10 protein-coding genes are annotated in these 15,602 nt (G+C 61.2%); 8 read left to right on the top strand and 2 right to left on the bottom strand.

All coding sequences use genetic code 11. The features are described from left to right. Window positions 1–98: 98 nt before the first annotated feature. Window positions 99–6,410: an alpha-amylase family glycosyl hydrolase gene (locus PM3016_RS24210; RefSeq protein ID WP_014371312.1), complete on the top strand. Its 6,312-nt coding sequence runs from the start codon at window positions 99–101 to the stop codon at window positions 6,408–6,410. Window positions 6,411–6,481: 71 nt separating this feature from the next. Here PM3016_RS24210 and PM3016_RS24205 read toward each other — a convergent pair whose 3' ends face one another. Beyond that, on the bottom strand, window positions 6,482–6,718 hold the full coding sequence (locus PM3016_RS24205; RefSeq protein ID WP_014371311.1) for a YozQ family protein: 237 nt from the start codon (window positions 6,716–6,718) through the stop codon (window positions 6,482–6,484). 30 nt (window positions 6,719–6,748) lie between these two features. Then, complete coding sequence (locus PM3016_RS24200) at window positions 6,749–7,297, bottom strand: WGxxGxxG family protein (protein ID WP_014371310.1); 549 nt, start codon at window positions 7,295–7,297, stop codon at window positions 6,749–6,751. Between the two features lie 193 nt (window positions 7,298–7,490). Here PM3016_RS24200 and PM3016_RS24195 point away from each other — a divergent pair, with 193 nt between their 5' ends. From PM3016_RS24195 to PM3016_RS24165, 7 genes are all read left to right on the top strand, one after another. Further along, window positions 7,491–7,727, top strand: a complete 237-nt coding sequence (locus PM3016_RS24195) for a coat protein F (RefSeq protein ID WP_013919253.1) — start codon at window positions 7,491–7,493, stop codon at window positions 7,725–7,727. 48 nt (window positions 7,728–7,775) lie between these two features. After that, the gene (locus PM3016_RS24190; RefSeq protein ID WP_013919252.1) at window positions 7,776–8,048 is read left to right on the top strand and encodes a spore coat protein; all 273 of its coding nucleotides are present in this window, start codon (window positions 7,776–7,778) and stop codon (window positions 8,046–8,048) included. A gap of 328 nt (window positions 8,049–8,376) precedes the next feature. Next, window positions 8,377–10,632, top strand: coding sequence for a helix-turn-helix domain-containing protein (locus PM3016_RS24185; protein ID WP_014371309.1), 2,256 nt, complete (start codon window positions 8,377–8,379; stop codon window positions 10,630–10,632). Between the two features lie 292 nt (window positions 10,633–10,924). Further along, window positions 10,925–12,487: an extracellular solute-binding protein gene (locus PM3016_RS24180; RefSeq protein ID WP_014371308.1), complete on the top strand. Its 1,563-nt coding sequence runs from the start codon at window positions 10,925–10,927 to the stop codon at window positions 12,485–12,487. 103 nt (window positions 12,488–12,590) lie between these two features. Then, complete coding sequence (locus PM3016_RS24175) at window positions 12,591–13,553, top strand: ABC transporter permease (protein WP_013919247.1); 963 nt, start codon at window positions 12,591–12,593, stop codon at window positions 13,551–13,553. A 58-nt stretch (window positions 13,554–13,611) separates the two neighbouring features. Further along, a complete protein-coding gene (locus PM3016_RS24170) occupies window positions 13,612–14,484 on the top strand; it encodes a carbohydrate ABC transporter permease (RefSeq protein WP_014371307.1) in 873 nt (290 codons plus the stop codon). Between the two features lie 59 nt (window positions 14,485–14,543). Beyond that, window positions 14,544–15,521, top strand: a complete 978-nt coding sequence (locus PM3016_RS24165; protein ID WP_014371306.1) for a sugar phosphate isomerase/epimerase family protein — start codon at window positions 14,544–14,546, stop codon at window positions 15,519–15,521. Window positions 15,522–15,602: the final 81 nt, after the last annotated feature.

Here is a 15,602-nt window from a genome sequence, read left to right as displayed (position 1 = left end):
GAACGTCAATATTGTACACTGCCGGGATGGAAAGCCCATGCTATGATGATCGAGAAAACGCTTTACTACCACATTTTGAGAATGGAGGCACTTATCACATGTCTTTCTGGCAGAACAGACAGAGGGTCAGACTGCTTGCGGCCTTAACCGCGGTCCTGATGACCGTTCAGCTGCTGGCCGGCGTCCTGACGGGCTCGGTACAGGCCGCTGCGGCAGGGGGGATCAATGCGGAGCAGCCGGGCGGATCGAGCAAGTGGGTCGTCGTCGGCAGCTTCCAAGGCTGGAACAATGCTTCGACGGAAACCCAGATGAAGCACATCGTGGGAGAGTTCTATACATACACCCGGGAGCTGGCGGCGGGTACCCACGAATTCAAGATGGTCCAAAGCGGGACCTGGACCGGGTTCGACAACGGCGGCGGGAATTTCTCCCTTCAGCTGGCCGAGCCCAAGAGCGTCACGTTCTATGTGAACGGGGAGCTGGGAATGGCCCGGATCTCGGAGTCCGGCGTAGCGGGTCTGCCGCAGTATGTGCCGCAGCTCGATGCGTCACAGCAGCCGCGCCTGGTCGGTTCGGTGCAGCGCGTATTCGGCGAAGCCGAGTGGGCACCGGGGGAAGCGCAGCAGTTCTTCGTCGACTACAAGTTCGACAACACGGTATACAAGCTGCAGCGCACCCTGCCGGCAGGCTCCTATGAAGCCAAGGTGGTCTTCGGCTCCGATTGGGGCGTCGAATACGGTGCAGCGGACGGAGGCAACCTCAAGATCGTTACGCTGGATACGGCGGACGTCACGTTCACGATTGACCTCAAGGCCGAATTGAAAGCGCTTAGCCACGATTATGTGGCCCAGGACGGCACCTTCGACGGACAGATTCAGAAGGACGCGATCGCCTTTGACAGCCGTTCCGTTACGTTCAAGAAGCCGTTCGGCGCGATTCCGGCCGAAGGGCAGGAGCTCAAGCTGCGCATCGCGGCAGCGGCGGGTGACGTGCAGACAGCCAAGGCCGAGCTGACTTCGCCGGACGGTTTGTCGGCAGCCTACTTGATGACAAAGGCCACGACCGTCAGCGGCAAGGATTACTTCGAAGTGACGGTACCGGCTGCAGCCTTCGGCGGCAAAGTCGGCGTATGGGGCTACAAGTTCATCCTGGTGGACGGGATGAGCAAGGTGGAGTACGGGGATGACAGCACCCGCGGGGGGACCGGCAGCGTGTCGGACGACGGCGCGCTTCCTTACGACCTGACGGTGTACAAGACGGATTACCGGACCCCGGACTGGATGAAGCATGCGGTGGTATACCAGATTTTCCCTGACCGCTTCTTCGACGGGACGAAGGACAACAACCGGGCGAAGCTGCTCGACGGCTCGCGCGGAGCACTGGATCCGCAGTATGCGACGGAGAAGAACGGGCAGAAGCTGCAGTACTTCGATGGCGGCGTACCGAATGAGCCGGCGGAAGGCCAGGTGTGGGGCACATGGAGTGATGCGCCGGAGAACCCGGACCGCCTCAAGCCGGAGAACAAGCCTTACTATCCGGATGCGGAGTCGGACGGCGCCTGGACCAACGAGTTCTACGGCGGCGACATCCAGGGGATCGAGCAGAAGCTCGCCTACCTGAAATCACTCGGCATTACGGCCGTTTATCTCAATCCGGTCGCCTGGGCGGCCTCCAACCACAAGTATGATGCAACGGATTACAAGCATCTCGATCCCATGTTCGGACAACCGGTATACAACACCCCGGGTGACCCGGCATCGGGCCTTGACTATGTGAAGACGCGTGAAGCATCGGACCGCGTATTCTCGAACTTCACGAAGGCGGCCAAGGCGGCCGGCATCCGCGTGATCAATGACGGCGTGTTCAACCACGTCGGGGATGACTCGATTTATTTTGACCGGTATTCCAAATATCCGGAGATCGGCGCTTACGAGTACTGGGCGGCTGTCTACGACAAGATGAACAACGAAGGCCTCTCGAAAGAAGCGGCCGAAGCGGCAGTGCGCGCGGACTACACCTCGCAGATCAATCCGATGACGGGTACGAATTACAAATTCCCGGATGACTTCATGTATGTGACCTGGTTCACCGTGGACAATGAGAAGGTTCCGAACCGGGACGATCCCGGCCTGCGGTTCAAGTATGACGCCTGGTGGGGCTATGACTCGCTGCCGGTGATGGATGCGAAGGAGCCCCAAACCTCCGCGACCGAATACCTGCCGGCCGATGAGCTCTCGCTCCCGGGACAGCATGAGTGGAACAGCATTCATTACCGCGACAATGTAATCGGCCACAACCTGAAGAGCCTGAGCGATGCACAGGCGGAGACACGGATGAAGGAGACCGGCTCCCAGCGCTGGCTGTGGATGGGAGCGAGCGGCTGGCGGCTTGATGTGGCGCCGGATGTCTCTGCAGGCACCTGGTCGAAGTTCCGCGAGTCGGTCAAGTCGGCTGCAGGCCGTACCGATGTGAACGGCGGCGGGATCGATGAGCCGGTGCTGATCGGCGAAGAGTGGGGCGTGGCGACGAAGTTCCTGCTCGGCGACCAGTTCGACTCCGTCATGAACTACCGGTTCCGCGGAGCGCTGCAGGCGTTCCTCAACGGCGGAAGCGCCGAAGCGATGAATGCGGCGCTCGAATCGATCCGGGAGGACTATCCGAAGGAAGCCTGGCAGGCGCTGATGAACCTGGTCGATTCACATGATACGACCCGTTCGATTACGAAGTACGATCATCCGGAGTGGGAAGAAGAGCATCTGATTATGGCGCCGGAAGCCAGCGACAAAGCGATCAAGCTTCAGGAGCTTACCGCCATCTTCCAGATGGGCTATCCGGGTGCTCCGTCGATCTACTATGGAAGTGAAGTCGGCGTTGCCGGCACGAAGGACCCGGACTCCCGCCGAGCGTTCCCATGGGAGCGTGTCACCGCCCATGAGGACGGTTCGTTCTCGGGCAATGGCAGATATACGGGCCTGTTCTCCACGTACCAGCAGGCGGCGAAGATCCGCAATGAGTACCCCGTCTTCCGTACGGGCGACCTTAAGAACGCTTATGCCCAAGGCGAAGTGATCGCCTATGCCCGCAAGGATGATTCCAAGGGCGCGCTGATCGCCGTTAACCGCGCAAGCGAAGCGAAGACGATCGAAGCGGACGTGGCCGGCTTCCTGCCGGAAGGGCTGACGCTGAAGGACCTGCTGCAGGGCGGGATTACGGCTGCAGTCACAGGAGGCAAAATCAAGCTGACGATCCCGGCGATGACCGGGGTTATGATGGTATCCGAAGGCGAGCTGCACTCGGCACCCACGGTAACCGGGGTAGCGGCGGCTGCGGGCAACGGGGAAGTTACCGTGAGCTGGAACGCAGTGGAAGGCGCCGAGGGGTACCGTGTATACCGGGCGGCGATCGAAGGCGGTGCGGTGACCCTGCTGGGCACGGTATCCGGCAGCGGCACGGTTTTCACGGATGACACGGCAGCAAACGGCACCAAATACTATTACGCCGTAACGGCGCTTGTCGGCGGGGGCGAAGGGTTCCTGAGCGACATGGCTTCGGCTACACCGGCGTTCACCATCAATAGCGTGGGCACACCTTCGACCATCACGGAGGCGGTCTATGCGGGCGTGGGTCAGAGCACGCCGCAGATCACTGTTGCGATCCAGGTGGACGGCCTGACGGATAACCCGGCGTACGCCGGCAAGGAAGCTCCGGGGCTGATCGCAAGACTCGCCTATTACAAGGACGGCAGCGATCCGGAAGCGGCCGAGGACACGAAGCTGCGCTACTTAAGCGATGAGGAGCCGGGCAAGCTGTACTGGGCGGCCTTCGAGCCGACCGAAACCGGGCTGTACCGCTACTTCGCCAAGGTTTCGACCGACAACGGCGAGACTTACAGCGTATCTCCTTCGGTAACGGTCCAGGTGTACGGAAGTCCGGAGGATCAGACGCCGCCGGCGGCACCGGTACTCGGAACCATCACGACCGAGTCGAACCGGGCGACGCTGAAATGGACTGCGGACTCGCAGGACGTATCCGGGTATGAAGTGCTCCGCAAGGAAGCGGGCCAGGAGGATTTCCGCAAGATTGCCGTCCTGCCGGAAGCCGCACGCGAATATATCGACTATGCGGTGAGCAACGATACGGCGTATACCTACAAGATTGCGGCCTTCGACCGGGCGTACAACCGTTCCTTCTCCGAGGAGCAGTCGGTTACGCCGAAGCTCGTTATGGTCGATGTGAAGCTGCGGCTCCATCTGCCGGACTACACGCCGACCAGCGATGACATCAACATCGCCGGCTCGTTCAACGGCTGGAACGCTTCGTCCACGAAGCTTCAGGTGCCGAGCGGCGCTACCGACCGCCGCATCGTGGAGTACACGTTCAAGATGATGGCCGGACGGTCCATCGAGTACAAGTACACCCGCGGCACATGGGATACGGAGGCGTTCACCAGCCACAAGCGGATCAACCCGGACACGGAAGATTACGGCAACTGGGCATACGGCTCCACGGATACGAACATGCAGCTGACCATCAAGAACCAGGGCGGCAACCAGATGGTCGTCGACGATTATATCCTCCGCTGGAAGGATATGCCGATGATCCTCACCCTGCCGCGCACGACGTACGGCGAAGATGTCACCTATTCGACGGAAGAGAGCTCGTTCACCCTCAAGGGCGTCGTGCCTTACGGCGTAGCCTTCACGATCAACGGCCAACCGCTGCCTGCAGGCGCAATGAGCCAGTATGGGGAAGTGTACCTGGAGGGCATTGGGCTGAATCCGGGACTGAACACCTTCGAGCTGCACATCGAGCCGACGGCCGAGACGCTGGCTCAGCCTTGGTACACGGACCAGGGACGCAAGGATAACGCGACCAAAACGCTGACGCTGCACATCACCCGCACATCCGGGGGCGGCGAAGTGCCGGCGGAGCTGACGGGCATCACCGTGGAGCCTCCCGCTGTCGAGCTGAAAACTGGCGAGACGAAGCAAGCGGTAACCACTGCGGTCTACTCGGACGCGGCGCTGAACAAGGAGGTTACCGGCGAAGCATCCTACTCGTCCGACAACGAAGGCGTTGCAACGGTGAGCTCCACCGGCCTGATCACAGCGAAGGCTGCAGGCACGGCGAACGTCACCGTGACTTACGAAGGGAAGACAGCCGTCATTGCAGTCACCGTCAAGCAAGCGGATTCGGACAATGACGATGACGACAATGACAGCGGCAATGGAAACGGCAACGGTAATGGCAATGGCGGTGCGGGCAATCCATCGAACGGGGGAGGCACCGGCAAACCGAAGAAGGTAACCGAGGATGACCTCCAGAAGATCAAGGATGGCAGAGTAACCGTAGAGCTTGGAGCGGCCGACCGCGAGGTTCTGCTGCCGGCGAACGCGGCCGCCCTGCTTGCAGGCGGCGTGCTCGAAATCAAGATGAACGGCCTGACGCTGGAGCTGCCGGCCGCTCTGCTCGGCGAACTGGCGAAGCTGCTGCCGGCGGGCAGCGGGGAAGGCGCAGCTCTCTCGCTGAGTGCGGCAGGTCTGGCCAAAGCTGAGACCGAAGCGCTCCTGGCGAAGTCGGCTTCCGCCAACGATGCGGAGCTTAAGGCGCTCAGTGAGGTGTTCGACTTCACTTTGGCCGCCGTTGACAAGGACGGCAAGCGGCAGACCCTGCCGAGCTTCAGCGAGCCGGTGACGCTGACCTTCAAAGTTCAAGGCTCGGCTGACCGCTCCGTGACCGGCATCTATTATCTTGCCGATAACGGAGAGCTGGAGTACGTGCCGGGCGCTTGGAACGGGAATACACTGACCGCGAAGGTCAGCCACTTCAGCAAGTATGCCGTGCTGGAATACGGCGCAGCGTTTGCCGACCTGCCTTCCGGCCACTGGGCTTCTTCCGCGGTAAGAGAGCTGGCGGCCCAAGGCATCGTGAACGGCATGGAGAAGGGGCGCTTCGCCCCGGAACAGAGCGTGACCCGCGCCCAGTTCGCGGCGATGGTGGTACGCGCACTGGGTCTGGAAGCGAAGCCGGATACGGTTCTGCCATTCGCCGATGTAGCTGCCGGCGCATGGTATGCCGGGGCGGCAGCCGCCGCGTACAGTCACGGCATAGTAGGCGGCCGCGATGCGGTAACCTTTGCCCCGGATGAGCTCATCACCCGGGAAGAGATGGCGGCACTGATCGTTCGTGCGTACGAGGCGAAAGCGGGCGGTACGGCTCCGGCCGGAACCGGTCTGCAGGGCGTCTTCACAGATCATGCCGAAGTATCTTCCTGGGCGGCAGCTTCCGTGCAGTCGGCCGTGGAGCTGGGGCTCCTGCAGGGCCGGGCGGAAGGGCTGTTTGCACCAAGCGGTACGACGACCCGCGCCGAAAGCGCGCAGGTCATTCATAACCTGATCTCGGCGGGATAATCCCCGCCGGGACATGAAAGCCCTCGCGCCCCGAATGGGGAGCGAGGGCTTTTTGTGGCCGTGTGCACGCCTTATGCTTCGGCTTCATTCTCCTCATAGCCTTCGGCCGGGGAATGGACAACCCCGTTCTCGAGCTGGAACTGCCCGTCGCTCGTACCGGAGGTATAGACGTCGCTGAACTGCTCATGGGTAACGGCCGTTCCCTTGGACGATTCGTCGCTGCTGGTGTAATCCGACACTTCGTAGCGCTGGTCCGCCACCTTGCGGTAGTTGTTCTGCAGCGCCTCGGATGCTTGTTGGTCGGTCATTGTCCGGCACCTCCTGGATTCTGGCTTAGGTTAAAATTGATCCTGGCGGCTGCGTCCCCGCAGTCCGGCAAGACCCAGCAGGCCGAGCAGGCCGAGCCAGCTCCAGTCCGTGTCGTTGTCGGCACCCGCGGCAAGTGTGGTGAAGCCGCGTCCTTCGGAGCGCATATCGAGCAGCCCGTCCCCGTCGCCGGTGGTGCGCTGGCCTGCACCATTCTGGGCAGCACCGCCCTGTGTCCCGCCGCCTTGTGCGCCGCCGGCCTGGGTGCCGTTCTCGGCTTGTCCGGTGCTCAGGCCCTTCGACTCCACGTTGGCGTCACGGTTCGGGATGGCACCGAAGCCGTTGTCGTTCGAATTGTAGGTTCCGAACAGGCTCGAGCTGCCGTACCCGGTGGTATCCGTAGTGGCACTGAAGCCGTTATGGCCGCTGACATGGCTCGAATAGTTCCGCTGCACGCTGCTTGTGCCCTGTTCGGGAGTCGTGTTCCAGTTCTGCATGCTTCCGGCAGCCGAAGCCGGGACAGCCAGCGCCGCGGAAGAAGAGAGGACGAGGGCCAAAGCAATCGAATGGCGAAGATGCAAGAGAATCCCTCCCGGTTTGATTGTTGTCGGTCTCTTATGGTTTCCCACGGGGGCTTGTCTTTTATGCGGGGGGCGGCCTGCCAGATCTGCTCACTGCCAAGGAAGAGCCCGGGAGGGGGAACCTTGGACTGGGCATCTGTGTATACTGCACCGAGATTCATCGTTCATGAACCTGAGGAGAGGATGGGATTCCATGCATATCGGAGGCACTCAAATCCAGACGCCCACCGGCAGGCTGGCGCCGCACGAGACGATCGAGCTGCACGAGCTGCTGAATTTCAAGTCCCTGTCGCTGATCAAAATGAAACAGGCGGTGGGACACATTGCAGATCCGCAGCTGAAGCAGCTGTATCTGCAGAACATCGAGATGACCGAAGCCCAGATCGTCGAGCTGATGCAGCTGCTTCAATATCGTCCGGTGATCGGATAAGGCACGGCTTCACACATAACCCAAGCAGCCGAAGGAGAGAATACCCCTATGCATTTGATGAATGACCGTTTCTACGCACTGGAACTGCTTCTGACCGCCAAGACCGCAATCCGCGACACGTCGATCGCGATCAGCGAAACCTCGACGCCCTTCGTTCGGGAAGCGCTCCTGAAGGCATTCCAGCAGAATGTGATGGCCCATGCCATGGCTTTCCATTACACCTTGTCCCGCGGCATCACGCCGTCCTATACGCCGGAGAGAGTCATCCAGAATGACTTCGAGAACGCCCGGTATGCACTGCAGCTCCCCGTTTCCCAGTAATATCGGACTCCCATTAAACCATCCTCTCCCAGGAAAAACCGCAGGCGGCAGCGTACGCGGGTCCGGGAGGGGATTTTTTGATCCACAGGCGGCATACGGACCGGGTGCGGAGGCCTCCATTCAGGCCACCGAGCGCCTTTGTTGTTGAAAGCGTTTCCGCAACTGCGTTATAATAGGGCTGTTTCCGGATGCTTCCCTCTTCGGGAACTTCCGACCCGGTTCGGTTAATCGCTTAATCCATTATCCGCAGGTACCCCTTCCCCCTTTTGCTGTACAGCCTGCTGCATCCCCTTATCCCTCCGCGAGTGAAGAAAGGAGATCTGCCCTTATGAAAAAAACATGGTACCACCGCCTGATCCTGTCCTATGTGCCGGTGATTTTTCTTCTGATCACGGTGCTGATTTTCGCGGCTCTGTCGGTGATCAGCGAAGTGTCGATCCGCGAAACCGAGAAGGCGAACCGCATCTCCGCCCGGTATGTGATGGATTCTCTCGAGACGCGGCTGCGGGACATCGAGCGGGCCGTGCTGGAGGAGATGGGGGGCAGCGCAGCCCTCGATGCCTTCTATAATCCGGACACGCCGGCCGATCCGCTTCTGCCTTACGAGGTCTCCAAGGGGCTGCACCGGCTTGCGGACGACCATCCGCTGATCCACTCGATCTATCTGTATCGCGCCCGGGACGGGGTCGTGCTGACCTTGAGCGGGCTGGAGCCGGCCGCTTCCTTCGGGGACCGCGCTTTCGTGGAGGAGGCCGCCAAGCGGGAAGGCAACTCGCCGTGGTCGGGCGTGCGCGGGCTCCGGGAATGGCTCGGCGAGCCGGAGACGGAAGTGATCTCGCTGGCCAAAAGAGCCCTGCTCCCGCTCGGGGGAGACGGGATCGTCGTCGTCAACGTAAAGGCACGGGGGCTGTTCGCCATTGCCGACGAGATGATCAACAAGGATCTGACGTATATGGAAATCCGCAGGGGAGAGGCCCGGCTCTACTCCTCCTACGAGGGCGCGCCTGGGGAGCCGTCCGCGGAACCGACAACCCGTCTGCACTCCGAAGCGCTCGGATGGGAGGTTGTCAGCGGCATCAAGCCGGGGGCGCTGCTCGGCCATCTCTCCCTGCTCTCCCATCTCTGGGTATGGATCGGAGGCTTCGCGATCGTAACCTCTCTGGGCTATTTGTTCTACATCACAAGAAGCCATTACAAGCCGATCGAGAACATCATGAAGCAGATCCAGACTTACCACAGCACAGCTGCAGCGAGGCAGCACGGCAGCGATGAATTCTCATTCATCGGCCGCGTGCTCGACACCTTGATGAACCAGACGGCGCAGTACGAAAAGCAGTACAAGGAGGATCTGCTCGTCCGCCGCAGGCAGGTGTTCCTCGAGCTGCTCTCCGGCCGGCCCGAGCGCAGCGCCGCGCAGTGGGAAGAACTGCTGGCGAGGCTCGGGATCGGAGCAGGTGCCCGGCGCTGCACGGCGGCCGTCGTCGAGATCGACCGGTATGCCCGCTTCCGGGAGAAATACAGCGAGCGCGACCGGAACCTGCTGCAGTTCGCGGTCACGAATGCGGCGCAGGAATTCGCCGCAAGGGAAGGCATGACGGTGTGGGCGGAGTGGACCGACGAGCACCGGCTCGGCGTGCTCTTCCTGGAGGACGGGGCCTCCCGGGAGTCCGGCAGTCCGTCCGAGGTGCTGGACCGGCTGCGCACCTGGACCCCGGTGCATCTGAACCTCTCCTTGACCGCGGGAGTGGGCCGGGGCCGGGAAGACCTCACGCACGCCGGCGATTCTTATGCGGAAGCGCTGGCCGCCCTCCGCTGCAAAATGTCGCTCGGCGGAGGCCGGGTGCTCCGCTTTGAAGACCGGGACGGCCAGCCGGCAGGGAACATTCATCCCTACTTCGGCCGCATCGATTCGGTCGTCCGCAGCTTCCGCCTGGCGGATGAGGATTGGGACGATGAGGTTAGCCGGCTGCTGCTGGCGCTTGAAGGAGATCTGCTGCGGGATGACGGCATTCTGGTGCTGCTGGAATATTGGGCCGGGGCGCTGCGCCGTTCCATGGAGGAGCTCGGCGGGGACACCCTGGCCTACTGGGTGCGGGAGGCGGAGCCGGAGCTGCTGCGGGCGGCCGAGGAGCTGGATACCCTGGAGGAGCTTCTCCCGGTCTGGAAGCGGACGCTCGAGGAGCTCCACCGTCAGTATCTCGCCCACACGGACCGCTGCGGCCGGCGGGGCCTCGCCGGTGAGATCCGCCGGTTCATCGAGGACGACTATGCGAATGCGGACCTGTCGCTCGCGCTCATCAGCGACAAATTCGGCGTAGGGGCGAAGTATGCCAGCCAGCTGTTCAAGGACGAGTTCGGCATGAAGTTCGTCGATTATCTCTGCTCCCTGCGGATGGAACACGCGAAGCGTCTGCTGCTCGAGACCGATGCTTCGCTGCCGGAGATCTCCCAGCAGGTGGGTTACACCCATTCGATCTCGTTCGGCCGCACCTTCAAGAAGGTCGTCGGCGTCACCCCCGGGGATTACCGCAAGTATATGCAGCCCCCCGGACCCCGCGGCATGGCGGGAGAGTCCTTCTCTTGACATCGTATCCAGGCTGCAAAAAAGCGCGCTGCAGAGCGGTTTGCGGGTGCTTTTGCGGCGCTGAGGTTGGTATGCGGAAAATGGTTGGTATGCCGCCTGCAGTCGGCTGAGCCGTTTTGGTTCGCGGTGCGGAAACATGCTGGTTGCTTCTTCCGGCAAGCCCCGGTTATAACAGGGATATTCCCGCCGGCCTTCCGGTGCCGCAGAACAATGACAGCGGTACCAAAGGTTCGGCGATACACGAAGAAGGGGTGGATGAAGGATGAATTGGAGAAGAGGGAGCGCAGCCGTCATGTCGGCCGTACTCACAACAGGGCTGCTCGCGGGCTGTTCGGACAGTGCCCAGCCGCAGGGTGCTGCGGGCGCGCAGGGTGCGGGAGCAGGCTCAGGCTCGGGGCCGGTCACACTTAAGGTGGAGATCTTCGACCGGGGCAACTCCCCGGCCGGCAAGACCGCGACGAACAATGACAACACCCAGTGGATCCAGGAGACCTTCGGCAAGCCGAACAACATCAAGCTCGAGTTCATTCCCGTTCCGAGATCCCAGGAGATCGAGAAGCTCAATGTGCTTATGGCGAGCGGCGATGCGCCCGATATCGTGTTCACCTACGATTCCAACCTTGTATATAAGTACGTGAAGCAGGGAGGACTTACCGATCTCGGCAAGCTGATCGACGAGCACGGGCCGAATCTGAAGTCCTACCTTGGAGAGGATACGCTCGCTTACGGCAAATTCGACGGCGTGCAGTATGCGATCCCGGCGAAGCGGGCGTACCTCGGCAAATACTCCTCGATGATCCGCCAGGACTGGCTCGATAAGCTCGGCCTCGCGCTTCCGAAGACGACGGAGGAAGTGTATGCCGCGCTCAAGGCGTTCAAGGAGAAGCAGCCCGGCGGCCCGCAGACGATCCCGCTCGGCTTCTCGCTGGCCCCGGCTTCCTACGAGCCGATCATCTGGCCTTTTATCCAGAAGACGACGGAGGAAGAAAAGTACACGATGCTCCAGCAGCTCGGCTCGCGGGATAACCCGCTCCTGCTCCCGGGGCACAAGGAAGGCATCCGCTTCCTGAACAAGCTGTACAATGAAGGGCTGATGTCGCCGGACTTTGCGCTCGACAAGGACAAGAAGAAGCTCCAGCAGGACATCATGACGGGCAAAGTCGGCATGTACGCGGAGGATGCGGGGGCGAGCTACGGCACGGCGCCGGATATTCTGGGCGTGCTGCGCAAGAATGTGCCGGACGCGAAGGTGAAGCCGGTCGATCCGTATACGAATGCGGAGGGCAAGCACGTCAAGCCGTCCTATCAGCCGGCGGGCATGTACATCATGATTCCGAAGAGCAGCACGAAGGCGGCGGAGGCCGTCAAATACCTGAACTGGATGGCGGCGAAGGACGTGCTGATCACCCTGTCGAGCGGTATCGAGGGCACGAATTATACGCTGAAGGACGGCGTGCCGGTCATCAAGGACGATACCGAGACGAAGAACCGGCTCTACAATGCCGGCGACCTGCGCCTTGTGGCCAACGGCATCGACTTCGGCAGCTCCGAGCTCAATCTCAAGTCGATGACGGTGAGCCTGAAGGGCCAGGACGCCGAAGATGCGGCACTGGCATTCCAGCACGGCCTCGCCGCCGGTCTCCCGCCGGTCCGCTTCGACCGGCCGATTGCCGCGGAAGTCAAATACGGCAACGCCCTGCACGACAAGTACGACGAGCTGCTCGTGAAGTCGGTGATGGCGAAGCCCGAGGCGTTCGACGGGGTGTATGACAGCCTGCTCAAGGACTATATGAACAGCGGCGGCGAAGAGATCCGCAAGGAAAGAACCGAAGCCTACAAGGCGATGAAGAAATAAGGCGGACCGGCCGAGGGTGAATGACAAAAAAGGGCGGGGATGCGGCTGTCCGGGCGGAAGACCCGGGGCACGGCCGCACCCGGCTCCCGGGGAGGGAACCACCATGGAGAATCTGCAGGCGGAGATTCCGCGCGCGGGCGAGCGGAGAAGGCTCGGACTCGCGAAGGGGGCGGGCCTGTATCTGGGCCGCTACTGGCAGCTCTATGCGATGCTGGCGCTGCCGATGCTTTACTTCATCGTCTTCAAGTACGGGCCGATGTACGGCGTGACGATCGCTTTCAAGGATTTTAACCTGTTCCAGGGGATATCGAAGAGTCCGTGGATCGGCCTCGAGACGTTCCGGAGCATCTTCAAGATGGATTCGTTCTATCTGGCACTGCGCAACACGTTCATGCTGAACTTTCTCGATCTCGTCTTCTCGTTCCCGGCGCCGATCCTTCTCGCGGTGATGCTGAACGAGCTGCGGGGCGCGGCCTTCAAGAAGATTTCGCAGACGATTCTGTACCTGCCGCATTTTATCTCCTGGGTCATTATCGGGGGGATCGTCTACCAGGTGTTCGCGACGAATACGGGGATGGTCAATCTGTTCCTCGAACGCTTCGGGCTCGGGCCGTTTCCGTTTCTCTCCGACAAGTACTACTGGCTCTTCACGTATCTCGGCACCGGGATCTGGCAGAGCGCCGGATGGGGGACGATCATCTACCTCGCGGCGATGACGGCGATCAACAAGGAGCTGTACGAAGCGGCCGAGGTGGACGGCGCCGGAAGGCTGGCCCGGATCTGGCACATCACGCTGCCGGGGATCCGTTCCACGATCGTCGTGCTGCTGGTTCTGAAGCTCGGCGAGATGGTGCAGATTGGCTTCGAGCGGCCCTTCGTCATCGGCAACGTGACGGTCAGCGAATTCTCAGAGGTGCTCAGTACCTTCGTGTACAAGATGGGGATGGAGACCGGGGAATATTCGGTCGCGACGGCCGTGGGCTTTTTCCAGGCGGTGGTCGGGCTCGTGTTCATCCTCACCTCCAACTATATCTCGAAGAAAACGACGGACGAAGGCATTATCTGACCGCCGCTCCGCCGTATGAAATCCATGAAGCCCGTAAGCCGAAAGGAGGCCGATTCGCATGAATGCCAAGCTCGGAAACCGTCTGTTCGACGGACTCAACTACCTGCTGCTGTCGCTCTGCGTGCTGCTGTGCCTGGCGCCGTTCCTGCATATTGTAGCGGTGTCGCTGAGCTCCAACGGGCCGATTATGTCGGGGGCCGTTACGCTCTTTCCCGTCGACCTGAACTTCGAAGCCTACAATCGCGTCTTCTCGGATCTGACGATGCTCCGCTCGCTCGGGCTGACGGTAGGGCTGACGGTCGGATTCACCGTGCTCTGCATGGTGATGACGATCTGCGCAGCTTACCCTCTGACGAAGACGGAGCTCAAGGGCCGCAAAATCGCGATGTATCTCATCGTCTTCACGATGTTCTTCAGCGGAGGCATCATTCCCGAATACATCCTGATCAAGCAGCTGCACCTCGTGAACTCGCTGTGGTCGCTGGTGCTTCCGCTGCTCGTCAATCCGTTTTATCTCATCATTCTCATTACGTTCTTTAATTCGATCCCGAAGAGCCTTGAAGAGTCGGCGGAGCTCGACGGCTGCAGCCATTTCGGCACGCTGGTGCGCATCATCCTCCCGCTCTCGATGCCGGCTGTCGCAACGCTCAGCCTCTTCTACGCCGTGAACCGCTGGAACGGATTCATGGATACGCTGTTCTATATCACGGATACGAACCTGTATCCCCTGCAGCTGAAGCTCTACCAGCTCATCATGAACTCGATGATGACCGACCAGATGCAGATGGAGGGGGCGCAGATCATCCAGGTGCTGCCGGAGAGCCTCAAGGCGGCCAGCATCGTCTTCGCCACCGTGCCGATCCTGATCGTGTATCCTTGGCTGCAAAGGTATTTTGTATCAGGCATCATGCTTGGCTCAGTCAAGGGGTAGGCGTGTGGAGTTCCTGCCGGAAGGGCTGGATTTACGAAAACTTATCATGGCGGCGGTAGATGGAGGAAGGGGAAGCGATTATGATAGACAAGGGTGCGTATTCGTTCTCCACATGCTGGAATATCAAAAGGCTCACGGGCGGCCGGGAGCTCATCGAGGAGATCCGGGCCCTCGGCTTCCGCCGGGTGGAGCTCAACTATAACATTACGCAGGAGCTGCTGGAGACGATCGAGCCGATGATCGAGCGGGGGGACATCGGCGTCTCCAGCGTGCACAACGTGTTCCCGTTCGTGAACGACAAGGCGTACGATACCGATTCGGTGATGCTCGGCTATGACGACGAGGGGATGCGAAGGCGTTCCGTGGACCTGCTCCTGCAGTCGATGGAATATGCCCACCGGTACGGCGCGGAAGCGGTGGTCGTTCATCCGGGCGAGGTGCCGTTCGAGAGCAATATCGATGCGGAGCTGAAGCAGCTGTGGCAGGCTTACGGGCCGCAGTCGCCGCAGTACCGGGCGCTCTGGGAGCGGATGATGGAACGCAGATCGGCGCTGGCGCCAAGGTATGTGCAGCGCATCGCCGAGAGCCTCGAGGAAGTGTGCGAAGAGGCGGCGCGGCGGGGATGGAACGCGGCGGTCGGCATCGAAACGCGCTCGCGCTGCTATCAGATCCCCACACTGCGGGAGGCGGCGGAGATCTGCGGCCGGCTGCAGGGAGCCCCGGTGCACCTGTGGCTCGACACGGGTCACGCGATGATGATGCAGCGCATGGGACTCTATGATGCCGAGGCGGAGCTCGGAGAGATTAAGCGCTTCATCTATGGCGTGCACATCCATGAAACCCTGGGGCTGTCGGACCATTGGTGTCCGTATGTGCACAGCGGGGAGGAGCGGTTTTTCGACCCGTATCTGGAGGCGATCGCCTGTGCCAAGGTCAAGGTATACGAGCTGAAGGCCGCCTGCCTGCCCGAGGACATCCACAAGAGCCACCGCCTGCTGACCGGAAGGCTGCAGGCGCTTGAGAGTGCGGCGGGCTGAAGCGGGGGGCAGGCGTGAAGACGGCGAGGCCATAGGGAAGAACGAATACCCGGGAAGTCCGGGACGAGGATACAGAAACCA

The sequence above is a fragment of the Paenibacillus mucilaginosus 3016 genome (genome assembly GCF_000250655.1).
In the GTDB taxonomy this organism is placed as follows: Bacteria; Bacillota; Bacilli; order Paenibacillales; family NBRC-103111; genus Paenibacillus_G; species Paenibacillus_G mucilaginosus.
This window is presented reverse-complemented; position numbering and strand designations above follow the sequence as displayed.